23 protein-coding genes, 1 tRNA gene and 1 pseudogene are annotated in these 25,394 nt (G+C 64.2%); 10 read left to right on the top strand and 15 right to left on the bottom strand.

Annotated features, from left to right (window positions below; genetic code table 11):
• Window positions 1-263: 263 nt before the first annotated feature.
• Genes M2320_RS15980 through M2320_RS15950 form a run of 7 tightly spaced genes read right to left on the bottom strand, consistent with a single transcriptional unit; the run spans window position 264 to window position 6,498 of the window.
• Complete coding sequence (locus M2320_RS15980; RefSeq protein WP_264598124.1) at window positions 264-1,277, bottom strand: uroporphyrinogen decarboxylase family protein; 1,014 nt, start codon at window positions 1,275-1,277, stop codon at window positions 264-266.
• Window positions 1,270-1,941 carry a corrinoid protein gene (locus tag M2320_RS15975; RefSeq protein WP_264598123.1) on the bottom strand — a complete coding sequence of 224 codons (672 nt, stop codon included), beginning with the start codon at window positions 1,939-1,941 and terminating at the stop codon, window positions 1,270-1,272. The genes M2320_RS15980 and M2320_RS15975 overlap by 8 nt, the downstream gene beginning before the upstream one ends.
• A 25-nt stretch (window positions 1,942-1,966) precedes the next feature.
• Window positions 1,967-2,770, bottom strand: a complete 804-nt coding sequence (locus tag M2320_RS15970) for a uroporphyrinogen decarboxylase family protein (RefSeq protein WP_264598122.1) — start codon at window positions 2,768-2,770, stop codon at window positions 1,967-1,969.
• A complete protein-coding gene (locus tag M2320_RS15965) occupies window positions 2,767-3,582 on the bottom strand; it encodes an ABC transporter ATP-binding protein (protein WP_264598121.1) in 816 nt (271 codons plus the stop codon). Before M2320_RS15965 ends, M2320_RS15970 begins: the two co-directional genes overlap by 4 nt.
• Window positions 3,583-3,596: 14 nt before the next feature.
• The gene (locus M2320_RS15960; RefSeq protein WP_264598120.1) at window positions 3,597-4,673 is read right to left on the bottom strand and encodes a uroporphyrinogen decarboxylase family protein; all 1,077 of its coding nucleotides are present in this window, start codon (window positions 4,671-4,673) and stop codon (window positions 3,597-3,599) included.
• A gap of 11 nt (window positions 4,674-4,684) precedes the next feature.
• Window positions 4,685-5,437, bottom strand: coding sequence for an ABC transporter permease (locus M2320_RS15955; protein ID WP_264598119.1), 753 nt, complete (start codon window positions 5,435-5,437; stop codon window positions 4,685-4,687).
• 20 nt (window positions 5,438-5,457) lie between these two features.
• On the bottom strand, window positions 5,458-6,498 hold the full coding sequence (locus tag M2320_RS15950) for an ABC transporter substrate-binding protein (protein ID WP_264598118.1): 1,041 nt from the start codon (window positions 6,496-6,498) through the stop codon (window positions 5,458-5,460).
• 280 nt (window positions 6,499-6,778) lie between these two features.
• Here M2320_RS15950 and nifS point away from each other — a divergent pair, with 280 nt between their 5' ends.
• The 3 genes from nifS to M2320_RS15935 are packed head-to-tail and all read left to right on the top strand — an operon-like array spanning window position 6,779 to window position 9,811.
• Window positions 6,779-7,987, top strand: coding sequence for a cysteine desulfurase NifS (nifS, locus tag M2320_RS15945; RefSeq protein ID WP_264598117.1), 1,209 nt, complete (start codon window positions 6,779-6,781; stop codon window positions 7,985-7,987).
• A complete protein-coding gene (locus tag M2320_RS15940) occupies window positions 7,971-8,759 on the top strand; it encodes an acyl-CoA dehydratase activase (protein ID WP_264598116.1) in 789 nt (262 codons plus the stop codon). The genes nifS and M2320_RS15940 overlap by 17 nt, the downstream gene beginning before the upstream one ends.
• Window positions 8,756-9,811, top strand: coding sequence for a double-cubane-cluster-containing anaerobic reductase (locus M2320_RS15935; RefSeq protein WP_264598115.1), 1,056 nt, complete (start codon window positions 8,756-8,758; stop codon window positions 9,809-9,811). Before M2320_RS15940 ends, M2320_RS15935 begins: the two co-directional genes overlap by 4 nt.
• Window positions 9,812-10,024: 213 nt before the next feature.
• On the opposite strand, the pseudogene M2320_RS15930 reads toward M2320_RS15935, so the two are convergent.
• Window positions 10,025-10,371 (bottom strand): annotated as a pseudogene (locus tag M2320_RS15930) (aminotransferase class V-fold PLP-dependent enzyme).
• Between the two features lie 72 nt (window positions 10,372-10,443).
• On the bottom strand, window positions 10,444-12,618 hold the full coding sequence (gene fdhF / locus M2320_RS15925; protein ID WP_264598114.1) for a formate dehydrogenase subunit alpha: 2,175 nt from the start codon (window positions 12,616-12,618) through the stop codon (window positions 10,444-10,446).
• A 411-nt stretch (window positions 12,619-13,029) separates the two neighbouring features.
• Here fdhF (M2320_RS15925) and fdhD point away from each other — a divergent pair, with 411 nt between their 5' ends.
• Complete coding sequence (gene fdhD / locus M2320_RS15920; protein ID WP_264598113.1) at window positions 13,030-13,857, top strand: formate dehydrogenase accessory sulfurtransferase FdhD; 828 nt, start codon at window positions 13,030-13,032, stop codon at window positions 13,855-13,857.
• Between the two features lies 1 nt (window position 13,858).
• Here the strand turns inward: fdhD and M2320_RS15915 are convergent, their stop codons facing one another.
• Both M2320_RS15915 and M2320_RS15910 read right to left on the bottom strand, forming a co-directional pair.
• Window positions 13,859-14,647 (bottom strand): DUF4239 domain-containing protein, encoded by a 789-nt coding sequence (locus tag M2320_RS15915; RefSeq protein ID WP_264598112.1) that lies wholly within the window; start codon window positions 14,645-14,647, stop codon window positions 13,859-13,861.
• A gap of 167 nt (window positions 14,648-14,814) precedes the next feature.
• A tRNA-Sec gene (locus tag M2320_RS15910) sits at window positions 14,815-14,913 on the bottom strand.
• A gap of 223 nt (window positions 14,914-15,136) precedes the next feature.
• Here M2320_RS15910 and fdhF (M2320_RS15905) point away from each other — a divergent pair.
• The 5 genes from fdhF (M2320_RS15905) to selB are packed head-to-tail and all read left to right on the top strand — an operon-like array spanning window position 15,137 to window position 20,202.
• Window positions 15,137-17,281: a formate dehydrogenase subunit alpha gene (gene fdhF, locus M2320_RS15905; protein WP_264598111.1), complete on the top strand. Its 2,145-nt coding sequence runs from the start codon at window positions 15,137-15,139 to the stop codon at window positions 17,279-17,281.
• 54 nt (window positions 17,282-17,335) lie between these two features.
• Complete coding sequence (locus M2320_RS15900) at window positions 17,336-17,680, top strand: DsrE/DsrF/TusD sulfur relay family protein (RefSeq protein WP_264598110.1); 345 nt, start codon at window positions 17,336-17,338, stop codon at window positions 17,678-17,680.
• A 10-nt stretch (window positions 17,681-17,690) separates the two neighbouring features.
• Window positions 17,691-18,035 carry a hydrogenase maturation nickel metallochaperone HypA gene (locus tag M2320_RS15895; protein WP_264598109.1) on the top strand — a complete coding sequence of 115 codons (345 nt, stop codon included), beginning with the start codon at window positions 17,691-17,693 and terminating at the stop codon, window positions 18,033-18,035.
• Between the two features lies 1 nt (window position 18,036).
• Complete coding sequence (locus tag M2320_RS15890) at window positions 18,037-18,312, top strand: HypC/HybG/HupF family hydrogenase formation chaperone (RefSeq protein WP_264598108.1); 276 nt, start codon at window positions 18,037-18,039, stop codon at window positions 18,310-18,312.
• A gap of 3 nt (window positions 18,313-18,315) precedes the next feature.
• Window positions 18,316-20,202: a selenocysteine-specific translation elongation factor gene (selB, locus tag M2320_RS15885; protein ID WP_264598107.1), complete on the top strand. Its 1,887-nt coding sequence runs from the start codon at window positions 18,316-18,318 to the stop codon at window positions 20,200-20,202.
• A 38-nt stretch (window positions 20,203-20,240) separates the two neighbouring features.
• Here selB and M2320_RS15880 read toward each other — a convergent pair whose 3' ends face one another.
• Genes M2320_RS15880 through M2320_RS15865 form a run of 4 tightly spaced genes read right to left on the bottom strand, consistent with a single transcriptional unit; the run spans window position 20,241 to window position 24,469 of the window.
• On the bottom strand, window positions 20,241-21,335 hold the full coding sequence (locus tag M2320_RS15880; protein WP_319801442.1) for a transglutaminase-like domain-containing protein: 1,095 nt from the start codon (window positions 21,333-21,335) through the stop codon (window positions 20,241-20,243).
• Window positions 21,336-21,346: 11 nt separating this feature from the next.
• The gene (selD, locus tag M2320_RS15875) at window positions 21,347-22,402 is read right to left on the bottom strand and encodes a selenide, water dikinase SelD (protein ID WP_264598106.1); all 1,056 of its coding nucleotides are present in this window, start codon (window positions 22,400-22,402) and stop codon (window positions 21,347-21,349) included.
• Window positions 22,386-23,873 (bottom strand): L-seryl-tRNA(Sec) selenium transferase, encoded by a 1,488-nt coding sequence (gene selA / locus M2320_RS15870; RefSeq protein ID WP_264598105.1) that lies wholly within the window; start codon window positions 23,871-23,873, stop codon window positions 22,386-22,388. The genes selD and selA overlap by 17 nt, the downstream gene beginning before the upstream one ends.
• A complete protein-coding gene (locus M2320_RS15865; RefSeq protein ID WP_264598104.1) occupies window positions 23,870-24,469 on the bottom strand; it encodes a 4Fe-4S dicluster domain-containing protein in 600 nt (199 codons plus the stop codon). Before M2320_RS15865 ends, selA begins: the two co-directional genes overlap by 4 nt.
• Window positions 24,470-24,790: 321 nt before the next feature.
• Here M2320_RS15865 and M2320_RS15860 point away from each other — a divergent pair, with 321 nt between their 5' ends.
• Window positions 24,791-25,393 (top strand): 4Fe-4S dicluster domain-containing protein, encoded by a 603-nt coding sequence (locus tag M2320_RS15860; RefSeq protein WP_264598103.1) that lies wholly within the window; start codon window positions 24,791-24,793, stop codon window positions 25,391-25,393.
• Window position 25,394 lies beyond the last annotated feature (1 nt).

Raw genomic sequence — 25,394 nt, 5'->3', positions numbered from 1 at the left:
GGCCTCCGATTCGGTCGGAACCTCATGAATCACGCTTGATTCAACGGGGAAATACCTAAAATGCCGCCCAGCTCAAATTCGTCCACACGGCCTAGCCGCCAACTCTAAGCGCTAGGTTACGTCGTGGGTGCGTAAATGCAAAGGTCTGCGCTGTCTATGTTTTCGGCAAAATTTGCTTAAAAATTCGGCATGAGGAGCAAAAAGAAATCTCTGGCGCGTGATAAAGAGCCGCCCCGGCGGCCCGCGGGGTGTCCGGTCCCGTCTCAAATCGCCAGCACCGTATCGCGCATCGCCCGCACCGTCGCCAGCGGCGTGGCATTGCCCATGCCGCAGGCGGGCGCGACAATGTCGACGCCCGCGCGCAGGCAATGGCGGGTCAAGGCTGCGATTTTGTCCGGCGTTCCCCGTTCCAGCGCAAACGTGCTGACAGCGCCCATCAGCGCCTTGTCCGGCAGATGGTGGCGGGCCTCGGCGAGGCGCACCACCGCGTCGAAACTGATGGCGTCGCAGTCGAGCGCCTCCAGGAGCGGGAAGGCGTGGCGCATATGGCCGCAGATGTGGACGATCAGGCCGGCTTCGGGAAAGTTTTGGCGCAGGCCGCGGGCGATCCGGTTGAGGGCCGGAATTTCGAAAGCCGCGAACAGATCCGGCCCAAGGATTTCCGCGGTGCCGCTGGGGTCGGAAATGGCGATGACATCCGCGCCCGCTTGGAGTTGGCGCAACCCGAAGGCGAGCAGATCGTCGCAGAGGCGGTCAAGCAGGCGCCGCGCCGCCTCAGGCTGCCGGCGCAAGGCCTTGTAGAGCGCGCCGGGCTCGATCAGGCTGCCGGCCAGACTCATCGGTCCCGTGAGATTGCCGATGACGGGAACGCCCTCGCGCCGCGCCAGCGCCAGCGCGCGCAACACCACGCCGGCGCGCCCCGCATCGGGATCGAACGAGGGCAAGAGATCGGCTTCCGACACGGAGCGCAGGGGATAGCCGACCACGTGCGGCTCGACCGTCTCCGAGCCCAAATCGACCCGCGCCCCCAGCGCTTCCGCCTCGACGGTCATGCAGAAGGGCAAGCCGATATTGTCGAAACATTCGGCGTCGAACGCCGCCGCCGCGAGGCGCGCCATTTGCCCGACGTCCCGATGGGCGTCCGGCCAAAAAATGCCGGCGCGCCGCATGAGCTCATGCGTGACCATGTTCATCATGCCGCCGGGGCAGATGCAGGGCGGGCGATCGACCGTCTCGTGCGCCAAAACCTTTTTCAGCCGGGTGCGGGCGTCAAGCATGGGCGCGCTCGAGACGCGCCGCCGTGAGGCGCTTGGCGACGCCGACAGCGGCCACGGCGGTTTCGGCATAGGCGTCGGCGCCGATCTTTTTGGCGAAGGCGGTGGAAACAGGCGCGCCGCCGATGATCACCCGCACGTTTTCGCGCAGGTTCTCGCGCTCCAGCAGGGCGACGACGCGGCCCATATTGGCCATGGTCGTGGTCATCAGCGTCGACAGGCAGATCAGCGACGCGCCCACCTCCTTCGCCTTGGCGACAAAAGCCTCGACGGGAACGTCGCGGCCGAGGTCGTGCATTTCGAACCCGGCGGCCTCCATCATGATTTTTACCAGATTCTTGCCGATGTCATGGGTGTCGCCCTCGACCACGCCGATGACCGCCTTGATCTTTTCCGCATTCCTTTCGGACTCCGGCAGGTGCGGCTGCAGCTCCCCGAGGCCCGCATACATCGCGTCCGAACACAACAGCAATTCGGAGACGAAATAGTCCTCCTGCTCATAGAGCGCGCCCGCCCGGTTCATGCCGTCGACAAGGCCGCCCAAAATGCCGTCGAGCGCCGGATGCCCCTCGCGGAGGTAGGTTTTCGACAATTCGACGACTTGCGTGTCCTCCATATTGACGACGCCGTCCGACATCTGCCGCAACAGGGTTTGTTTGTCGCTCATCTCGTCCTCCGGATTTGGGCCGGCGTCAGGCCAGCGCGAGTTCCTTGGTCGCGCCGGCCGCCGCCCGCCGGCTCTTGAAGCAGATGTCGCCGGTCCGCCGCGGGGCGGCGGACTCGCGCCAGAACCCGCGCCCGGTGGCGACCAGGGCGTGCGCGGTCTTTGGACAGACATGGACGGGGATGTCGAGGCCGCCTTCGAGTTGGCGCAGCAAGGGAAGGATATGGGCGTCGGCCAGACATTCGAAGCGGGGCGCGCCAAGGATGGACATGACGCCGACGGGATCGGCGTAGGACAAAGCCGCGACTCCAGCCTGCGCCGCCGCCAGCGCATAGGCGCAAAGCTCGTCCGTCAGCCGGCCCAAAACCTCGCGCATCAAACATTCGTCGCGGCGCCAGTCGCGGAACAAAACGGTCAGGTCGATCAGGCCGGCGAGAATCGTGATCGGACCGCAGATTTCCAGGGCGACCTTTTCGCCCTGCGCGTCCAACAAAGCGCAGGCGTGCAAGACTTCGGCGATGCGCCCTTCGGCAAAATTTATGCGCGGGAGGCTCAAAATCTCGCGCAACGAGGCGCAGACCGGGTGAAGCGCCCTTGGGCCGGCGGTGGCGTCGCCCAGCGTGATGGCGCCGCCCAAAGCCTCCGCCTCGACGGTGCAGCAAAACGGCAGGCTGCAAAACCGCGCCTGGTTTTGACGCCGCAGGCCGACCGCCAGCCGCGCCAAAGCGGCGGCGTCGCGATGGGCGTCGGGCAGCGCGCAGCCGCAGGCTGCGGCGAGGTCTTCGTCGATGCGGGCGGCGTCGAGATGGCCGCAGGCGGGTTCCTCCCTCATTCCGCGGCCTCGCGGGCCAAACCGCCGTCGAGGATTCGGAAGGCCGAGACCTCCTCGTTGATGATCCCGATCAGCTGGCTGCGCAACGCGAACAGGCCGGGGTCGCCGCGAAACGCGTCGCGTCCCAAAACCTTGTCGCGGCCAAAACTGTGGCGGTGGACGATGCGCCCCGGCGACTGGCCCAGGACATAAATGTCGGTGGCCAGCGTCAGCGCCTCGTCGACGTCGTGGGTGACGAAGAAAACAGTTTTGCGCCGCCGCGCGTCCTTGCGCCACAGCGCGATCACCAGCTCTTGCAGGCGGGCGCGGGTGACGGCGTCGAGCGCCGCAAACGGCTCGTCCATCAGCAGGATCGGCGGATCGATGGCGAAGGCGCGGGCGATGGCGCAGCGCTGGCGCATGCCGCCGGAGAGCTGGCCGGGGAATTTGTCGAAACTGGCGGAGGGAAGCTCCACTTCCGCCAGCCGCTCGCGCGCCAGGGCGCGGCGCTCGGCCGCGTTGAGGGTCTTGAATTTCTGCTTCAGGGCGATGGCGATGTTTTCGCTGGCGCTCATCCACGGAAACAGCCCGTAATCCTGGAACACCACGCCGCGCTCCAGGCCGGGGCCGGCGATCGGGCGCCCCTCGACGCGAATTTGCCCCGCGCTCGGCTTTTCCAGGCCGGCAAGCAGACGCAACAGCGTGCTCTTGCCGCAGCCGGATTGCCCGAGCAGGCAGACGAACGATCCCGCCTCGACCTGCATGTCGACGCCCGCGAGGATCGGCGTCTCATCATAGGCGAAGCTCAGGTTTGCAACGGCGACGTTCAGCATGGCGGCGCTCCCGGTCAGGCCGGCGCCAATTCAAGGCGGTCCAGCAAATCCAGGACCCTTTCGCGGCGAACGGGATAGCCGACCTCCGCGACGGTCTGCATCATGGCGTCGATGTTTTCGGCCGGCGTCTCCACCGGCAGGCTGCAGCCGGACATGACGACAAAACCTTTGGGCGAGTCGTGGCCGGCGAGGATGCAGTCCAGCGTCTTGCGCCGGACATCTTCGACCGTGCCCGCGAACATCACGCCGGCCGGATCGACATTGCCCAAAATCTTGGTTTTCGCGCCGATGGTCTGGCAGCAGGCGCGCAAATCGACGACATTGTCGACGCTGAAGCCGGCGACGCCGAGATCGGCGATGTCGGTCCAGATCCGGTCGGTCGCACCGCAAATGTGCATGACCGGCGCGCGGCCGGCGTCGCGGATGAAGGCGACCAATTGTTTCAGATAGGGCAGCGAGAATTCGCGAAACACCGCCGGGCTCACCACCGAACACGACGACATCGGTTCGGAAATCGTCGGCGTCAGCCCCTTCTCGATGGCGGCGCCGGCATAGGCGAGGCAGGTTTCCAGCGACAGCGCGCAGAGCTGGTGGAAGGCGCGCGGGTTCTTGCGCATCAGGCGAAAGGATTCATCGACGCCATAAAGAAAGAAGGCGTTGGTGAACGGACCGACCAGGCCGGCGGAACAGCCGACTTCGGCGCCGATGGCGTCGAGCAGATGATCCATGGCGCGCAGATGAATGGGCAGGCGCCCGTCCTTGCGCGGATCGGCGGGGCGCAGCCGGTCGATGTCGGCGACGTTTTGGGCGGCCGGCGCGGCGAGATCGACGGTGTGATCCTCAGGCGCCTTCACCTTGGCGCCCATGGCTTCCGCCCAGACGAACAGATCGGTGAAGATGCGCACGCCATCAGAGCCGAAGCGGCGATAGGTGGCGATCTGCGCATCGGCAAGCACGCGCGCGTCGGTGTTGAATTGCGAAATGCGGCAGCCGAAAATCCGCGCGGCGCCATTGGCGATATTGGGATTGCAGGGCAAGCGGTCGGCTTGCTCTCCCCGGGCGATGGCGGCGGCGCGTTGCAGCGGAGTCATGCTTTCCCTCCTCAGCCGTTCAGGGTCCAGGCGACCATGCGCCGCCGGAACGTTTCGAACAGCGCCATGACCGCCATCAGAATGGCCGCCATGAACAGGAAGCCGGCGATGACGAAGTCGAATTTGGCGAAATCCGAATAGTACTGGACGAAATAGCCCATGCCCGAAGTGGTCCCGAACATTTCGGCGACGGTCAGCAGGATGAAGGCGAATTTCAAGGCGATGGAGCAGCCCGCCAATATGGTCGGCGCCGCTGCGGGCAGCACGACCCGGAACATTTTTTCGACGCCGCCGATTTCCAGCGTCGCCGCGCTTTCGAGATAGCGCCGGTCGATGGTCGTCACCCCCGCAATGGTCGAGCCGAGAATCGGCCAGAAGGCGCCGAGAAAAATGACGAACACGGAAGCCGTGTAAAAGCTGGAGAAGATGTGGATGGCGAAGGGGGTGAGCAGCGTCACGGGGACGGCGCTGAAGGCGTTGATATAGGGCGTGACAATGCGCCGAAGCGGCGCGGCGAGGCCGATCAGCACGCCGAAGCCGATCCCGAGCATCACCGCCAGCGCATAGGCCGGCGCCAGCAGGGCCAGCGAACTGACAAAGCCCTCGCCGAGCTTGCCGAGCGATTTCATGAAGGCCGGCGAAATCCGGCTCGGCCCGGCGAACAGGAAGGGGTCGAGCACATGGAGCCCGTCGGTCAGCAGCCAGTAGCCGCCGACCAGACCGAACCCGATCAGCCAGACGCCGAGGTTTTTGGCGATTTTCACCCGGCCCTCCCGCGCGCGCGTCAGACGTCGACGGTGTTGAACGCCTTGAGCTTCTCGCCGAAGAAGGCGTCGCTGGGATAGCGCGCCAGCAAGGCGTCGAGCGCGGCCTTGTAGACGGACACGTTGATGTGGTCGTTGATGTCGATATGGGGGTCCTTGATGTAGCCGAACGACTGCATCTTGTTCCACATGGTGACCACGGCCTTTTTGGACGGATCGGTCTCGTAGGTCAGATGCGGGCTCTGGACAAAACTGCGCACCAGCTGTTCCGGCATGTCCAGCTCTTTCATGGTCAGCGCGACCACCTGCTCCATGCCGCCGGGGGCGCGCATGTCGCGCTCGGCGCGCAGATAGGCGCGCAGGAGCCGGGTCAGGCCGTCCTGGTTGGCGTCGAGCCAGTCGCTGCGCGACAACATGCGGCAGCAGGAATGGGCGGGCCAGAGCTCGTCGGGCCACATGACCACCTGCATGCCGGAGTCCTTGATCTGCGGCTCGAAGCCGGTGGAAACAGCGCCAAAATGGCAGATGCCGCCGCGCACCGCCTCCATCACATCCTGGTTGCGCTTGATCTCGACGAAGGTGACGTCTTTCGAAACGTCCATCCCGGTGTCGTGCAGAATGCCCTTGAGCACGATGTCCGGCGTGCCGCCGCGCATGATGGCGATTTTTTTCCCGCGCAACGACTCGACGCCCTTGTATTCCGTGCCGGGCAAGGCGAACACCGGGGTCGCGCCGGTGATCATGTAGCCGCCGAAAATGGTGAAGCGCTGGCCGTTGGCGATCTGGATCAGCGGCCCGCCGGTGCCATAGGTCGAGATGACGTCGACCTTGCCGGAACTCAGCGCCGAAAAGGCGTCGACGCCATTGTTGATATAGACCATTTCGACCTCGACGCCCTCGTCGTCGAGATAGCCCTTGGCCTTGGCGAGATATTGGAACACCTGGCCCGAGGTCGCCTGGGCCGCCAGCCTGATCCGGGTTTTCTCCCCCGCCGCGCGCGCCGGCAGCGCGGAAAGGAGCGGCGCCGCCAGACACATGGACAAAAAGTCTCTTCTTTTCATCGCGGGCTCCTTTGCTCCACAGCAGGCCTTTTGGCGTGATCTCGGCGCATTCATGCCTGTATTTTGCGTGTATCGCAACAATAATTATAATATAGAATTCATATTACGTGATAACGTTTTGCATATATTGATGCATATCAATCGTTTTGTTTTGTAAATCACGTGATAAAGATTACAAATAGCATGTTATTTTGGAAAAATATTTGGATTTGTTCTGTGGGGCTATACTAAGTCGTGAGGCGATACCGCGCGCCGCTTGTGGCGCGTTTTGGAGAGAACGATGACGTCGCACGCGTCGCCTTGGGAGATGTCCGAATGCGTCTATCTCGACGCCAACGCGACCACGCCGGCGGCGCCGGAGGTGGTCGAGGCCATGCTGCCGTTCCTCCTGACGCAATTCGGCAACGCCTCCTCGGGCCATCGCTTCGGCCGCGACGTGCTCCAGGCGATCAAGGCCGCGCGCCAAAAAGTGCAGGCGCTGATCGGCGCCGAACATGACGACGAAATCATTTTCACCTCCGGCGGAACCGAAGCCGACGCGACGGCCATTTCGTCCGCAGTGAAGGCGCAACCGGATCGCGACAGGATCATCATCACCGCACTCGAACATCCCGCGGTGCGCGCGCCCTGCGAACAATTGCGCAAGGACGGGTATGACGTTCAGATCCTGCCGGTCGACCCGCAAGGCGGCCTCGATCTCGACGCGTTCCAAAACCTGCTGACCCCGCGCGTCGCGCTGGTCTCGGCGATGTGGGCCAACAATGAGACCGGCCATCTGCTGCCGGTCGCGCGCATGGCGGAAATGGCGCGGGAGCGCGGAATTCTGTTCCACACCGATGCGGTGCAGGCGGTCGGAAAAATCCCGATCTCGCTGAAGGACAGCGCCATCGACATGCTGTCGCTGTCCGGCCACAAGTTTTTCGCGCCCAAGGGAATCGGCGCGCTTTATCTGCGCCGCGGCGCGCGCTTTCGTCCGCTGTTGCGCGGCGGGCGCCAGGAAAACGGTCGGCGCGCCGGCACCGAGAACACCCCGGGCATTGTCGGGCTCGGCAAGGCGGCGGAGCTGGCGGCCGCGCATTTCACTGAGGATGGCGCGCGGATGGAGCGGCTGCGCGATCGCCTTGAACGCGCGCTTCTCGCTGTTCCCGACAGTCTCGTGATCGGGGCCGGCGCGCCGCGCCTGCCGAACACCTCCGCCATCGCCTTTGCCGGTGTGGCGAGCGAGCTGTTGTTGCCGTGCCTCGACCAGGCCGGAATCGCCGCCTCGTCCGGCTCAGCCTGTTCCTCCGGGACGCTGGAGCCCTCGCACGTGCTGCGGGCGCTGGGCGTGCCCCAAAAATTTGCGCGCGGTGTGGTGCGCTTCTCGCTGTCGCGCGCCACCACGGAAACGGAGATCGACCATGTCATCGCCGTCGTTCCCCAAATCGTCGCGCAAATGCGCGCAGGAACAAAACCTGTTTCAGGAGCAAAACATGTTTCTGGGCATTGATGTCGGCTCGCGCGCCTGCAAGGCGGTGCTGATGGGTGAGGCGGGCGTCATCGCCCATCGCGTCGTCGACACGGGGGCGGCGCCCAAAACCACCGCCGAAACGCTGATCGCGCGCATACTGGCCGAGGCCGGCGCGCAAAGAGCCAAGGCGATCGTCGCCACCGGCTACGGGCGCGTGTCGCTGACCGGCGTCGACCGCACCGTGACCGAATTGAGCTGCCACGGACGCGGCGCGCATTTTCTCAATCCCAACGTGCGCACGGTGATCGACATTGGCGGCCAGGACAGCAAGGCGATCCGCATCGACGAAGACGGCGCCATGCTCGATTTCGCCATGAACGACCGCTGCGCCGCCGGAACCGGCCGTTTTATGGAAGGCGTCGCGCGCGTGCTCGAGGCCGAAGTCGACGGCCTCGCGGACATGGGCGGGCGGGCGACAAAACCATGCACGATTAACAGCATGTGCGCCGTCTTCGCCGAATCCGAAGTGATCTCGCTGCTGTCGCAGGGTTTTGAAAAGGAGGATGTCGCCGCCGGCGTGCTTTTGGCGCTGGCCCGCCGCGTCGCCAATCTCGCGCGCGGCGTCGGCGTCAAGGCTCAGGTGGCGTTCGTCGGCGGCGCCGCCAAAAACGCGGGCTTGCGGAAAGCCCTGGCCGAAACGCTGGGGGTCGATCTCGTCAGTTTCAAAACCGATCCGCAAATCGTCGGCGCGCTTGGCGCGGCCCTCATCGCCCAGGAAGTGGCCCAGGAAGCCGCCAAGGAGCTCGCATGACCATCCCGTTTCACGTCAAGGATTCGATCTACGAAATCCGCAGCGACCTCGCCACCGCTTTGGTCGCGGCCAAGGAGGACGGGCGGCGGGTGGTCGGAACCCTGTGCTCCTATTCGCCGGTGGAGCTGGCGCTGGCGGCGGGGGCCATTCCCGTCAGCCTGTGCGGCACAACGCAGGAGGGCATCGCCAAGGCCGAGGAAACCCTGCCGGTCGATCTCTGCCCCAAGGTGAAGTCGACCTATGGCCGCGCCGTCAGCGGCGCCTGCCCGATCTTTCCGCTGGCCGATTGCATCATCGCCGAAGCCACCTGCGACGGCCGCAAGAAGATGTATGAGCTTTTGGCGCGCGAAAAACCGCTGCTGGTGATGGACCTGCCGCAAAAATCCGAAGACCCGGACGCGCTGCCGCACTGGGTGGCGGAAGTGGAAAAAAGCCGGCGCTTCATCGAACAGCAGCTCAAGGTCACAATCACCGAAGACGCCCTGCGCGACGCCATCCGCAAATGGAACCAGGTGCGGCGTTTGCGGCGCGACCTGCACTATCGCCGCAACGCCCTGCCGACGCCGATCATGGGCGTCGACTTCGTGAACATCATGACCAAGCTGGAAAATTTCGTCGATGTCGACGCCCATATCGCCGCGCTCACGCGTTTTCGCGACGAGCTCGACCGCGCCATCGGCGAAAAGACCGCCGCTTGCGGCGACGATCGGCCGCGCGTCCTCTGGACCGGGCTTGGCGCGAGCCTCGGCTGCAACAAGGTGATGGAGCTGGTCGAATCCTGCGGCGCGGTCGTGGTCTGCCAGGAAGGCTGCGGCGGCCTGACCCGCGTCGAGGATCTGGTCGACGAGGACGAGGCCAAGGATCCGATTTTAGCCATCGCCGAACGCTATTTGCGCGTGACATGCGCCTGCATGACCCCGAACACGCAGCGCTTCACCGATCTGCAGCGGCTGATCGGCGAGTTCGAAGTCGACGGCGTGCTGGATCTGACCTGGCAATTCTGTGCGCGCGCCAAAGTCGGCTTCCTTCTCTCATCCCGCCAGTCCGGCTAATGCGGCTTTCAGGAAAGACTCGATCATTCTCGACGCCATTGGCAAACGTTCGGTTTCCGCCGGCAAGGGCCGAAGAGCCTTGAACTAGGGTCTGTTGGAATCGGGATTGAACGAAGCCGCTATCGCGGCGGTGCGGCGTGATTTTGTGATGGGTCTCCTGTCCGGCAGGATTGGCCGTTGCAAGCCCCCGGGGACCGCCGAGCTTGTGCCCGGTCATGGCGAAGAAATCGCACCCATGGCCTGGACTCCAGGGCCGCGCGCGTCGCATTCCACCCCGCGCAGTTTCGCTCCGGCGCGCTCGCGCAGGAAACGCCAGGGCGCGATATTGGCGTGGTGCTCCATGATCGACGGTGCGATCTCGTCGCGCGCGCCCAGCCGGGGCGCCGCCCAGGACGAGGCCACGAGGTTTATTTCGTGGTCGAGCCGGAGGTGAAGACGATCTCGTCGTCATGGGCGGCGTTGAGGAAGCGCGCCACACTGGCGCGCGCGTTTTCGTGGCGGTCGGGGTCATCTACGACAGCGAGAGAGGCCGCGATTGAGGGGGGCGTATTCCTCGGCATAGCCGCGGTGGACAGCTTCGATCACCGCGCGCGGGGAGCGACGGCCGCCGCCAGAGCGGCGGCCGTCTGATGTCAGGCGGCGCTGGAAACCGTCGCGAGGCGTCCTGCCGCGGCGGCGGCGAGGCGGGCCTTCAGCCCGCCATATTCGCGCGCGACATGGGTTTCGGCCCAGACCTGGTCGTCGATCCGCTGCACGCGGACGGCGGAATATTTGTATTCCGGCGTTTTTGAAATCGGGTCGACATGGTGGATGGTCAGCTCGTTGCAGGCGCCGATCCACCACTGGTAGGTCATGTAGACCGCGCCCCTGTTGGTGCGCTCTGTCACCAGCGCGCGGGCGATCACCTTTCCACGCCGCGACTGCACCCAAACCAATTCCTTGTCCTTCACTTTTATGCGCGCGGCGTCCTCGGGGTTGATGGTGACGAAGCCGGGTTCGTCGGCGAGATCGGTCAGCGCGGCGCAATTGCCGGTCATCGAGCGGCAGGAATAATGGCCGACCTCGCGCACCGTGCACAGAGCGAGCGGGAATTCGTCGTCGAGCTTGTCGAGCGGCGGTCGCCATTCCGAGGCGAACAGCAGGCCCTTCTTCGACTTGGTCTGGAATTCGTTGCCCTCATAGAGCCAGGGCGTGCCGGGATGACTCTCGTCGGGGCAGGGCCATTGCACATAGCCCAGGCCCGCGAGCTTTTCGTAGGTCGCGCCCTTGTAGAGCGGACACAGCGAAATCAATTCGTTCCAGATTTCCTCGGTCGAATGATAGTCGATGCCGCCATAGCCCATCGCCTTGGCCATCTGGCCGTAGATTTCCCAATCGTGCTTGACGTCGCCCCTGGCGTCGACCGCCTTGTAAAACCGCTGGAAACCGCGGTCTGCAGAGGAGAACACCCCGTCATGCTCGCCCCAGGACGTGGCGGGCAGGATGACATCGGCGAACATCGCCGTCTTGGTCATGAAAATGTCCTGCACGATGACGAGTTCGAGGGCTTCGAGGCCTTTGCGCACCATGGCGAGATCGGGCTCGGTCTGCGCCGGGTCCTCGCCGAAAATATACATGGCCTTGAGTTTGCCGTGCTCGGCGGCGTGGGGCACGTCGGTGATCGACAGGCCGACTTTGTCCGGCAGGCTTTCGACGCCCCAGGCCTTGGCGAATTTTTCGCGCGCGACGGGGTCAACGACATAGTCGTAGCCCGGAAACACGTTTGGTAACGCGCCCATGTCGCAGGCGCCCTGGACATTGTTCTGGCCGCGCACCGGGCCGACGCCGACATTGGGTTTTCCCAAATTGCCGGTCAGCAAGGCGAGCCCTGACAAGCCCTTGACCACATCGACGGCCTGGCCCCATTGGGTGACGCCCATGCCCCAAAGGATCGTGGCGGTCTTCGCCGCGGCGTAGGTCCGCATCGCCTTGCGGATCTCCTCCGCCTGCAATCCGGTGATGTCCTCGACATATTCCGGCGTGTATTTTGCGACGATCTTTTTGTAGTCCTCAAAACCTTCCGTGTATTTGGCGACATAATCCTTGTCGTAGAGCTCCTCGGTGATCAGCACATTGGCGAAGGCGTTGACCAGCGCCATGTTGCAGCCGTTCTTGATCGCCAGCCATTGGTTGGCGATGCGCGCGGTTTCGATGTAGCGGGGATCGGCGACGATGATTTGCGCGCCCTTCTCCTTGGCCTTGATGATCCGGCGCGCCACGATCGGATGGCTGTCGGCGGCATTGTAGCCGAAGCACAAAATGCAATCTGTGTCCTCGATCTCGCAGATCGAATTGGACATGGCGCCATTGCCCAGCGTGACCATCAGGCCGGCGACGGAGGGGCCATGGCAGACGCGGGCGCAGCAATCAATATTGTTGGTGCCGATCACCGCGCGGGCGAATTTTTGCGCGACATAATTGGATTCATTGCCGGTGCCGCGCGACGACCCCGTCAGCATGATAGCGTCCGGACCGTGTTCGGCCTTGATCGCGGCGAGACGGCTGCTGGCGAAGGCGATGGCCTCGTCCCAGGAGCAGGCCTCGAACGCCTGGTCGCGCGACCGTCGGATCAGCGGGGTTTTCAGGCGCGGCGTCAGGATTTTGGTGTCGTTGACGAAATCCCAGCCATACCACCCCTTGAGGCAGAGCTCGCCCTGGTTGGTGACGCCGTCGAGCGGCTCGGCGCCGACGATCCTGTTGTTCTCGACGTGCAGGGCGAGTTTGCAGCCGGAGCCGCAATAGGGGCAAACGGAAATGTGCTTTTGCATGGGAAGCCTCGGATCGCGAAAGTTTTTCGCGCTGCCTGCGCGCAGGAGCGATGATGCGGGTGGGGCGCATGAGAGCGACTAGGCCGCTGTTCATTTCCCCGTCAGGTCGGGGTCAGCGCGTTGCGATTGGCTGTGCAGGCAATTTCAGCGCACCTCGCGCCAACGATCCCGGCGGATGCGACGGATCGATCATTGGCTTTTTGAATTGCACGATATCAGATTCCAATCTGATCTATACTTTGATTAGCATTCCGTTCTTGGTCGCGCAAGCGAGTGTAAAGCCTGAATTGATCTGGATCAGAGCTGTTTGCATTTGCAAATCGGGTCATTTGTTTTTGAAATAATAGAATTATATTGTGATTGCGGCTGTTTTGATTATTGTGGCGACACATTCACGTCCGGGTGGCGTCCATGGTTCAGAATTGCGCAGCAACGGAACGTCAGCCGGAGCCGTCGCGTTCCCTCATCGCCTTTCGCGTCGAGCCGGAACGGGTGGGACGGCGCCAGGAGGATGTGGCGGTCGAGGTTCCCGTCGCCTTTTTCTACAACAACCGCGCCTTCGCCGTGATGCTGGCATCACCCAGCGATCTCGAAGATTATGTCCGCGGCTTTTCCCTGACCGAAGATGTGGTCGGCGGTTTTGAGGATGTGCAGAGCATCGAGATCCGTCCGGTCGCGCGGGGCGTCGAAATCCATGCCGAAATTCCCTTCGCCTGGGCGGCGCGCCTCGCCCAGCGCCAGCGGGCGCTCGCCGGACGCAGCGGCTGCGGCCTCTGCGGCGCCGACAGTTTTTCCGACGTTTTTCGGCCGGTAGCGAAGATCGAGGGCGAGCCCAAATTTTCCGCCGCCGCGGTGCGCGCCGCCGTCGCCGCCTTGTCCGACCATCAGGCGCTCAACCGGGTCGTCGGCGCGGTCCATGCGGCGGCCTTCGCCGATGAGGACGGAAATATTCTGTTCTGCCGGGAGGATGTCGGCCGGCACAATGCGCTGGACAAGCTGATTGGCGCGCTCGGCGGCGCCGGCGTTTCGCCAGCAAGCGGCTTTGTCGTCATCTCCAGCCGCTGTTCCTACGAAATGGTGCACAAGGCGGCGATGGCGGGCATCGGGCTGATCGCGGCCGTGTCCGCCCCGACCTCGCTGGCGGTGGAGCTGGCGACCAAAACCGGCGTCGGCTTGCTCGCCTTCGCCCGCGAGACCCGCTTCACCATTTATGCCGGCGAGAGGCGCGTGGTCTGCTGACTCAAGGGGTCCAAACCTGTCCGATGATTTCCGGGCCGATTCGGGTTTCTCCTCGAAACGGATTGTCGAGAATGACCACCATGCCCACCGCCAATCCGATCGCGGACATGTGCATCATATTGATCTGGATGCCGAAGTGTCGCGCCGTGTCGCGCCCGCTGAGAACGGAGGCGGCGATGACAAAGAGAACGAGAAGAATCCAGAAGTCATCCGGGATGTTCACGGTGGCGGCCGAAAGCCGCGCCGATCTGAACGTCTCGATCTGCGACGTCAGTTTTGACAATTCGGCGCGCACATCGGGTCGCAACGGCGCGGCTTCCCCGTTCTTGTCGGGGAGCGCGCGAAGGGCGGTCCAGAGATCGTCCAGATTTTTTTGCGCAAGCGGCGACAGGGACACGGGCAGCGTCGCCAGTCGACGCCACTCGTCGCCGGCGACATTCTGCGCGTAGGAGACAAGCGCCTGCTTCGCCGCATCGGCGGAAGGACCGATTGCGTCCAGTTCCCGACCGAGACGGTAGATGGAGCTCGCCTCCGCCCGCACCGCCTTTTCGGTCTGCGAAAGGGTCGACAGGCCATTCGAAATCAACAATGCGAGAACGAATGCGGTAAAACCGAGCATGCTGGTGTGCGCGGAGTCGCCGAGCTTGTTGTCATAGTCGGCGCGCTCCGACCAGCGCCGAAACCAGAGGCGATTGGCCAGGACCGCAATCAAGCCGCCAATGACGCCAAAACTCAGCGCGGAGAGCGCGAGGATCGCTCCATCCGGGAGCGAATTGGCAAGGGCGTCCACAAATGTCTTCTCACTGGCAAACATATCAGGATGTTCCGCGCTGTTGAACAGCTGGGGCGGGCGCCCGAGCCGCAGGCGTCTTATGCCGAGGTGATGAACAAAAAGATGATCAGAGCATGGATCGAGCGAAACGCCTCTCAAATACGCGCGCGCGGTTTCCAGAGAAATGGCGGAAGCGTGTGTGAGTCGAACACACCAGAGACGGGGAAGACCCGCCCCTCGACGGTTTTGAAGACCGCGAGCATCACCGGATGCCCCCCGCTTCCGCCTCCTGTCTAGCCAATCGACGCAGCATTCGCAAGACATGCGCGATCAATATTTGATATAACTCAATCAATGAGCGAGTAATACAAGTATTATATGGGGCAATAGGTAATTTTTATCGCAATATGTCTTTGTTGTGGGGCGGGACAGTGGTAATTTGCTTCGGCCGGCTCCAGGCCGTCCGGCAAGCGCCGGGCGTCCCGCCGGCCTATGCGAGGACGAACCATGGAAAAATCCACACTGACGGTTTGCCCCTATTGCGGCGCGGGATGTCATATCAATCTCGTCACCGAAAACGGCAAGATCGTCCGCGCCGAAGGCGCTCCAGGACGCACCAACGAAAGCCAGCTCTGCCTCAAGGGCATGTATGGCTGGGAATATTTGAACGACACCAAGGCGCTGTCGCCGCGTCTGAAAAAACCGTTGATCCGCAATTCGCGGCAGGACGATTTCCGTGAAGCGTCCTGGGACGAGGCCATAAAATTCGCGTCCAGCCGCCTGATGGCGATCAAGGAAAAATACGGCCCCGACGCCATTATGGCGACCGGCTCCGCCCGCGGCCCCGGCAACGAGGCCAATTATGTGATGCAAAAGCTCGTCCGCGCTGTGATCGGCACCAACAACATCGATCACTGCGCCCGAATATGACACGCCCCTTCAGTGGCCGGTCTGGCCGCAACGCTTGGCAATGGGGCAATGTCCAACTCAGTTCCCGAAATTGAAGACACCAAGCTCGTCTTCGTGTTCGGATACAACGCCGCAGATTCGCATCCGATCGTCGCGCGCCGCATCGTGCGGGCGAAGGAAAAGGGCGCGAAAATCATCACCGTCGACCCGCGCCGCACCGAAGCCGCGCGCATTTCCGATCTCTGGCTGCCGATCACCAACGGCTCCAACATGGCGCTGGTCAATGCCTTCGCCCATGTGCTGATCGAGGAAGACCTCTACGACAAGGACTATGTCGCCCGATATACCGAAGGGTTTGACGCCTATTGGGACATCGTCAAGACCTATTCGCCGGAAAAGACCTACAAGACTCATGGGGTCGAGCCGGAATTGGTTCGCAAGGCGATGCGCATGTATGCGGCCGCGCCCGACGCCTTCATCCTTTACGGGATGGGCGTGACGCAGTTCGGCCAGGCGGTGGACGTGGTCAAGGGGCTTTCAGGCCTCGCCTTGCTGACGGGCAATTTCGGTCGCCCGAATGTCGGCATCGGACCGGTGCGCGGCCAGAACAACGTCCAGGGCACCTGCGACGTCGGCGTGCTGCCCAACATCTTCCCCGGCTACCAGCCGGTGACGGACCCCAAGGTGCGCGAGAAATTCGCGAAAGCCTGGAATGTGCCCTCGCTGCCGGACAAGGTGGGCTACATGCTCACGGCGATCCCGCATCTGGTGCACGAGGGCAAGCTGAAGGCGTTCTACATCTTCGGCGAAGACCCGGCGCAGACCGATCCGGATCTCGGCGGCGTGCGCGAGGCGCTGCAAAACCTCGAACTCGTCATCGTGCAGGACATTTTCATGAACAAGACCGCCTTGTTCGCGGATGTCATCCTGCCGGCGACGGCCTGGGGTGAGCACGACGGCGTCTACTCCTCTTGCGACCGCGGTTTCCAGCGCATGCGCAAGGCGGTGGAGCCCAAGGGCGACGTCAAGCCGGACTGGGAAATCTTCAGCCTGATGGCGACCGCTATGGGCTATCCGATGCAGTACAACAACACCAAGGAGATCTGGGACGAGATGCGGGAGCTAAGCCCGCTCTATCTCGGCGCGACCTACGAGAAGATGGAGCAACAGGGCGGCGTCCAATGGCCGTGCCCCGAGCCCGATCATCCCGGCACGCCCTATCTCTACAAAGGCAACAAGTTCGACACGCCCAGCGGCAAGGGCCTGCTCTTCGCCGCCGAATGGCGCCCGCCGCTGGAGCGGACCGACGCGGATTATCCGCTCGTGCTCTCCACAGTGCGCGAGGTCGGCCATTATTCGTGCCGGACCATGACGGGCAATTGCCCCACGCTCAAAACCCTCGCCGACGAACCTGGATACATCCAGATCAACAGCGTCGACGCGGCGAAATATGGCATAGCGAACGAGGCCCTGCTGTGGATCTCGTCGCGTCGCGGACGGGTCTTGACGCGCGCGCAAATCACCGATCGCGCCAATCCGGGTCATGTCTACATGACCTATCAATGGTGGATCGGGGCGTGCAACGAGCTGACGCTCGAACATGTCGATCCCATCTCGAAAACGCCCGAGTACAAGTATTGCGCGGTCAAGGTCGAGGCGATTCCCGACCAGTTGCGCGCCGAGCGCTACTTGCATGAGGAATATGCCAAGCTGAAACACAAACTGAGCAGCCCGGTCAAATGACCCCCGGCGCCCGGGCGCATCGTCCGGGCGTCCCCCCTCCGTGAGGATCACCACATGACAACCCTGTTCATCATCGCCGACACGCCCTATGGCGGACAGCGCGCCTGGAACGGCCTGCGGCTCGCGGCGGCGCTGGCGCCGACCGCGCCGATCCGCGTCTTCCTTCTCGGCGACGGCGTGCTGTGCGCGCAGGCCGGGCTCATGCCCGCTCAGCCCGAGTTTTGTCCGCAGGACCTGCTGCAAGCCATAGCGGCGACCGATGCGCCGATTCTCGCTTGCGGAACCTGTCTGGACGCGCGCGGCCTCACGGCGTCGTCGCTGATTCCCGAGGTGCAGCGCGGCGTCATGACGCAACTGGCGGAATGGACCGCGTCCTCGACCAAGGTCTTGACGTTCTGAGGATGAAGCCGTGCACGAACTCACTCTTTGCGAAGCCCTGCTCGACATGCTCGACGAGGAAAAACGCCGTCGCGGCTTTTCCCGGCTTCGGCGTCTGAAACTGGAGATCGGGCGGTTCGGCTGCGTCGATCCCGACGCCCTGGTCTATGCCTTCGGCGTCACCACGCGCGGCGGCTGGCTGGACGGCGCTCAAGTCGATGTCGACCGTCCGCCCGGCCGCGTGACCTGTCTCGACTGCAAGGTCGAGACGCAAGTGGACGACCGCTTCGCCCCCTGTCCGCAGTGCGGCGGTGAACGACTTCTGCCGGTGGGCGGCGACGAACTGAAACTTGTCGAAATCGAGATCGAGGCCTGACATGTGCATCGCCCTGCCGATGAAAATCGTGGACGTGGTCGACGAGGGTGCCCGCACCGTTCGTCTGGTCGCCGACGCCAGGATTGCGCGCGATCGCGGCGGCGAGCAAATCGTCTCGGCGGCTCTGCTCGCGGAAAGTCCCGACGCTTTGCGCGGTCTGGTCGGCTGCTGGGGCGTCGCCCACGGCGGGTTCTTGCTGTCGCGTCTCGATGAAGCCGACGCGCTGTCGCGGCTCGACATTTTTGTGGCGATGGATGCGCAGGTCGGCGGGTTTTGAGCGATGAAATCGATCATCGTCGGAACGGCCGGACATATCGACCATGGCAAGACCGCGCTGGTGCGCGCGCTGACCGGGATCGACACCGACCGTCTCGCCGAGGAAAAGCGCCGGGGCATCACGATCGAGCTGGGTTTTGCCCATCTCGCGCTGGAGGGGGCAGGGGGGCCGCTGCGCCTCGGTTTCGTCGACGTGCCCGGACACGAGCGTTTTGTCCACACCATGCTCGCCGGCGTGTGCGGCGTCGATGTCGTGCTGTTCGTGATTTCGGCGCAGGAGTCGATCAAACCGCAGACCCGCGAGCATTTTGAGATTTGTCGGCTGCTCGGCGTGAAGCGCGGGTTGATCGCACTGACCAAATGCGACCTCGTTGATGACGTCACGCTCGACGTCGTCCGCATGGAAGTGGCGGAACTGGTGCAAGAGTCTTTTCTTGAGGGCGCGCCGATGATCGCGGTCAGCGCGCGCACCGGCGAGGGCCTCGAGTTTTTACGCGCGGAACTCGCGCGCCTTGCCGGCGATTGCGATCCCAAGGACGCGCGCGCGCCCTTTCGCCTGCCCATCGACCGGGTTTTCACAATCAAAGGGTTCGGGACTGTGGTCACGGGCACGCTGATTGCGGGAACGGTTCAGCCGGAGCAGGAGGTGGAGCTTTCGGATGGCCGGAAACTGCGCGTCCGCGGCGTGCAGGCCCATGGCGAAGCTTGCGCGCGCGCGGTCGCGGGCCAGCGCACCGCCATCAATCTCGCGTCTATCGCGCCCGACGAACTCGCGCGCGGCATGATGCTCGCCGAACCCGGCCTCATGCGGCCCGGCGCCCGCCTCGATGTGCGCGTCACACTCGCCGCTGACGCCCCGGACGTCAAAACCGGCGCGCGGGTCCATGTCAGTCTGTTCACCCGCGAAACCGTTGCGCGGCTGCGCTTCCTCGGCAATGTCGCGACCTTGCGCGCCGGCGAAAGCGTTTGGGCGCGACTCTATCTGGAAAGCCCTGTTGTCGCCGCGCCAGGCGACCGTTTCATCATCAGGCGGTTTTCGCCGGTCGTGACCATTGGCGGCGGGACGGTGGCGGATGTGTCGCCGATGCGGCGCGCCAAGCCCGCCGAGCGCCTGCGCCTGCTGGAAGAATTTTCGTCAGGCGACGACCTGCGTTGTCTCGGCGCGCTGGTCGGGCGCCGTGGGCGTCACGGCTTGTCGCGCGCCGACGCCAGGGTCGAAACCGGGTGGGACAAGGACCGGCTTCACGCCGCGGCGGAAAAACTCAGCCGGGCGAAAGTGCTCTCGCGCATCGGCGAGCTTCTCGTGGAGACCAGCGCTTTCGAGCGCGCCGTTCGCGACATTTTTGCCGCCATACGGATTTTTGGGGCGGCGAATCCGCTGTCGGGCGGCGCCAATCGCCAGGAAATGCTGTCGCGCAGCGGACTGGACCGCGAGATTTTCGCAGCGGCGCTGGGCTCGCTTCTCGCAGCGAAAAAACTCGAGGCCGCTGGCGACCTGTTGTGTCTGCCGGGCCAGCACCTGCGCGAGGAGGAGACGCAATCGCGCCAGCAGATCAAGGACGCTTTTGCGCGCGCCGGCGTGCGCGCGCCCGCGCTTGGCGAAGTTCTCGCCAGCCTGACGATCGACCGCAAACGCGCCGAAAATCTGGTGACGCTGTTGTTGCGCGAAAAAGTCCTGATCAGCATCCAGCCGGATTTTCTCGTCCATCGCGATGCGCTGAAGGCGATGAAGGACAATGTTCGGGCGATGAAGGCGGCTTCGCCGCGCATGGATGTCGCGCGATTCAAGGAGACCTTTGGCCTGTCGCGCAAATATGCGATTCCGCTGCTCGAATATCTCGACCGCGAGGGCGTGACCAAACGCGCCGGCGACGAGCGCATCATTCAGTGAAGCCGGGGGCGGTGGAGCCCGCCCCCGGCGCGGGCGCATCAGGTGACAATTTCGCGCGCCGAAATGGAATAGCGGCAGGCCTCGGGATCCAGGCAATCGCGCCGCCCCTGCGCGGTCTCGACCTGCGGATACATCAGAAAGGCGAGTTCGTCCTTCGCGCCGGGCAGCTTGACGTCATGCGCCCGGTTCCAGGCGATCCAGTTGGTTTCCCACGCGCCGAACAGGAATTTTGACGTCCGCGCCGCCGCGTCGGACTCCAGCGGCATTCCGCCCGCCACTTCCTCCAGCACGAACTTGCGCACGTCGGCCGGGTCCATGGGAACCCAGCCGAAGCCGGAGAGGAATACTTCGGCGCGGCAATGCTGGGCTTTAGTCACCGTGGCGGAGGCGGCGCCGAGACTTTTCGAGCCTCGCCGCGACGCCGCCACGCGCAGGCCATAGAGATCGCGCGCCGGAACGCCGGTCGCGCGCAAAAGTCCGACGAACAGGCCGTTGATGTCGGCGCATTTGCCGCCGAGTTCGCCGGTTTTCAGCATTTGCGCAATGTCGCCCTGGCCGCAGCCGCGCGTCTTGGGATCGCGATGGGTGTTGAGCACCACCCATTCATAGATGCGCCGCGCCTTCTCCACATCCGTCGGCGCATCGCCGACGATTTTTTGCGCGGTGTCGCGCACGATCCCGTCGGTCGGAAGGAATCGGGTCGGCGCCGTGAACAGTTTTTGCGCCGTCTTGTCCAGCTTGCGCGGCGCGCCAGGCGCGGACAGATCGACGGCGCGGTCGCGCGTCGCCACGCGGCTGACCACTTCGATGACAGGCTTTTCCGCGCCCGGGGAAAATTCAGCCGCCACCAGCGCGGCGCCATAGGGGCCGATGTTTTCGCGCGCGGCCTTGCCGCCCGAGATGCGCCAGCTGTCGCCCAGAGGCCTGATCCAGCCGTCGGCGTAAACGCTCGGCAGCGGAATCCAGGCGCGGGCCGCGGCGCCGGCCGCATCCGGCTCGATGCGGGTCGTCACTTGGAACACGCGCCAATCCGCGGACATGGGCGGCGCATCGGCGCGGGCGGACGCGCCCGCGAACAAAGCGGTGGAAGCGAGCGCGGCTCCGCGCAAAAAATCGCGACGGTCGATGGTCATGGCTGTGTCCCCTAAGCTGCGATGGTGAGAATGGGATGGGTGCGCGGCGTGACCTCGCCGATTCGCGCGGCGGCGATTCCTTCCGCGCGCAGGTCGGCGACCAGCGCATCGGCGTCGGCGGCGCCGACCGAAACCAGCAGGCCGCCCGCCGTCTGCGGATCGTAAAGCAGTGACAGCACCTGTTCGGGCACGTCGGGCGCGACGGAAACGCAGCTCTCGGCAAAGGCGCGATTGTTGCGCAAGCCGCCGGGAATGCATTCGGCTTCGACGCACGCGCGGGCGCCCGCCAGAAGCGGCGTGGCCGACGCGAAAATCTTCAGTCCGACGTCGCTGCCGAGCGCCATTTCGCGGGCGTGGCCGATCATGCCGAACCCCGTCACGTCGGTCATGGCGTGGACGTCGCGCGTCAGGCAGATTTCGCTCGCTCTCTTGTTGAGCGTGGTCATCGAGCGTTCCGCCGCCTCGACCCAGACGGAGTCCGCGATCTTGCGCTTCACCGCGGTGGAGATCACGCCCGTTCCCAGCGCCTTGGTGAAAACAAGGGCGTCGCCGACGCGCGCGGACGAATTTTTCAGCACCCGGCGCGGATCGATCAGGCCGGTGACGGCATAGCCGAACTTGATTTCGGCGTCCTTGATGCTGTGGCCGCCGACCACGGCGCAGCCCGCTTCGATCATCTTGCTCAGGCCGCCGGCCATGATGCGTTCGAGAATGGCGACATCCTCCTTTTCAGGAAAACACACCAGAGCCAAAGCCGAGATGACCCGACCGCCCATGGCGTAGACGTCGCTGAGCGCATTGGTGGCCGCGACCTGGCCGAACGTGTAGGGATCGTCGACCATGGGCGTAAAGAAATCGACGGTCTGCACCACCGCGAGCTCGTCGGAGATTTTGTAGACGCCGGCGTCGTCGGCCTTGTCGAAACCGACGAGCACATTGGGATTCGCCGGCTGCTTCAGTTTCGACAGCACATTGTCGAGAATGGCGGGGCTGAGTTTGGCCGCGCAGCCCCCGGCCTTGGTCGTCTCGGTCAGGCGGACGCTGGTCTTTTCAGGATCGAGATACATCGTGTGGGCCTCTCATGCGAAGATGTTTCAACGTCGCGAGCGTCGCGGCCAGCTGCGGATCGTCGGCCTCGTCCACGGTGCGCAGGTCGAGCCAGACCCGGCCGTCCTCGATGCGCGACACGACGGGGACGCGCGACTGGCGCAAGTCCAGCGCCAGCGCCTCGGCGTCGCCGCCCTCGGCTTCGAGAACCAGGGCGAAGCTCGGCAAGGATTTGCCCGGCGCGGCGCCGCCGCCGATCATGGCGCGGGTCGCGACAATGTCGCGGGCGGCGGAGGGAATCGCCGCCGCCAGCGCGACGCAGCGCCGCTCGATCTCCTCGGCCTTGCGCGCAAAGATCCGCAGCAGCGGAATGTCTTCGAATCGCTCGCGCAGATAGGCGTCGAACGTGGCCTCCAGCGCGGCGAAACAGGTTTTGTCGACACGCAGCGCGCGAAACAGCGGATGTTTGCGCGTCCGCGCCACCAAATCGGCGCGTCCTGCGATCAGGCCGGCCTGCGGGCCGCCCAACAGCTTGTCGCCGCTGCACGTGACCAGCGACACGCCGGCGCGCAGCGAATCGCAAAGGCCGGGTTCGCCGGCGACGCCGAAGGCGCGCAGATCGGTGAGCGCGCCCGAGCCCAGATCCTCCATCACCGGAATGCCGCGCCGATGGCCGAGCGCCGCCAGTTCGGCGAGCGTCGGCTGTTCGACAAATCCGGTGATCTCGAAATTGGAGCGGTGCACGCGCAAAAGCAGGCGCGTGTTGTCGTTGATCGCCTGTTCGTAATCCTCGATCCGCGTCCGGTTTGTGGTCCCGACCTCGCGCAGGATCGCGCCGGATTCCGCCATAATGTCGGGAATGCGGAAGGAGCCGCCGATCTCGACGAGTTCGCCGCGCGAGACGATGGCTTCACCGCCGCGCGCCAGGGCTGAAAGCGCGAGGAACACGGCGGCGGCGTTGTTGTTGACCACAACGGTCTTTGCGTCGGCCACCCCCTCGCGGGCAAAGAGCTTTTCGAGCAGGTTTTGCGCATGGTCGTCGCGGCGCCCGCGCGCGCCCTGGTCCAGGTCGAACTCCAGATTGCTGTAGCCCGAGGCGCATTCGGCCATGCGCGCCACCGCCTGTTTGGAAAGGGGCGCGCGGCCGAGATTGGTGTGGATGATCACGCCGGTGGCGTTGATCACGCGTCGCAACGACGGCTCCAGGTTTTTGCGCGCGCGCGCGGCGATCCTGGCCGGCAGAATGCGCAGATAGGCTTCGAATTCGTCGCCGCCCAGGCGCGCCTGCGCGATGGCTTCGCGCGCCGCGCTGATTTCCGCGCGCGTCGATTCGAGAAGAATCGCGCGCCCGACATCAGGCTCGAGCGCGGCGAGGAGGGCCGACCGGAGCAGTTCATCGACCGGCGGCAGGCGCCGGAGCAGGCCCGCGTCGGGCGCCCGGCGCCGAGGCGGCGCTTGCGCGCGCCGGTCGTCTGCGGGCCAAGAGGTCACGCGGCCGTGTCCTTTTGAGAGCCCTCCGCCGCGACGGCGGCGCGCATCGCCTCCTCGCGGCGCTCCTGCATGAGGGCGCGGATGTCGGTTTCGTTGGCGACCCACAGCGCATGGGTGGGGCAGGCCGAGACGCAGGCGGGACCTTGCGCGCGATCGACGCACAGGTCGCATTTGTGCGCCTGCGCCTTGGCGCCCAGAGACAGGCGCAATCCGGCGAACTCCCGCGTCAGCGGCGCGGCGATCACGTCCATCATGCCATAGGGGCAGGCGATCATGCAGCTCTTGCAGCCGATGCACTTGCTCTGGTCGACCTGGACGGTGTCCTGGACGTGCGAGATGCAGCCGACCGGGCAGGCGGCGGCGCAGGGCGCGTCGTCGCAATGGTGGCAGGTGACGGGCATGCAGACATTGTCGCCCTTGATCACCTTGAGGCGCGGGGCCTGCCCGAGGCAGGCGAGCACGTCGTCGCCGCCGTCGAGAGGGCTGTTGGCGGCGTCGAGCGTCGCGCCGGGCTCCGCATGCGCCAGGGCGCAGGCGATTTCGCAGGTGCGACACCCGATGCATTGGCTCGGCTTCACGTCGATAAAGCGGTTCATGTCCTGCCTTCCTTTTCCGATCGCCTCATAAGCCGTTTAAATCGAGCGATTGGCGAAACGAAATGGAGTAATAAAAACTCCATATCACCCGTTTTGCTTTATTAATGCTCGCATACTCACCGTATGCATATCCTCTGATCTTAAATTATACAGCATTGATCTCGATCAATTGATATTTCTATCCAAATGCGATTTCTCTGGCGACGTCACTCAGTATAAGGTGGCGTCTAGCTCGGTAAAAAAATGAAATCAGGCGATAAGCAAGCCTTATCATTAAAGATTTCGCTTTTATTACCTGTCATGAATAGCCAGGAGCAGGAGATGAATCGCTTCGTCATCTCGCAATCTAGTCGGTGTATCGGATGCGGAACATGTGCGGCTGCATGTTCAACTGCGCACAAAGCCGCGGGCCTGCAAGCGCATCCCCGCCTCACCATCACCAAGACCGACGACATTTCTTCGCCTGTCCTGTGTCGCCATTGCGAGGACGCCTATTGCGCCCGCGTTTGTCCGGTCAAGGCCATCACCCACGACGCCAAGAGCCAGCGCGTCGTGATCGATGAAAAAACCTGCATCGGCTGCAAGATGTGCGCGCTCGCCTGTCCGTTCGGCGCGATCACGCCGAGCGGCACCAGCACGGCGGGCGTCGCCGGCATTCGCACGGTCACGCCGACCTATTCCAAGGCGCTCGATCCGCTGCTCGCCTGGGAAGTCGGCGTGAAAGCCGTCGCGGTCAAATGCGACCTCTGCGCTTTCCGTCCCGAGGGGCCCGCCTGCGTCGGCGCCTGTCCGACCTCCGGCCTAATGCTTGTCGAATATGACGAGCTGCGCCGGGCCGCCGCCGTCAAGAGCCGCCAGAACGCCAAGCAAGGCTCGGGCATGTCGATCGACGCGGCCCTGGCCGCATTCAAAGGGCGGGACTGAC

Source organism: Rhodoblastus acidophilus, assembly GCF_025961575.1.
Lineage (GTDB): Bacteria > Pseudomonadota > Alphaproteobacteria > Rhizobiales > Beijerinckiaceae > Rhodoblastus > Rhodoblastus acidophilus_C.
Note: the sequence above shows the minus strand (reverse complement) of the source record. Positions and strands in the feature narration are given on the sequence as shown.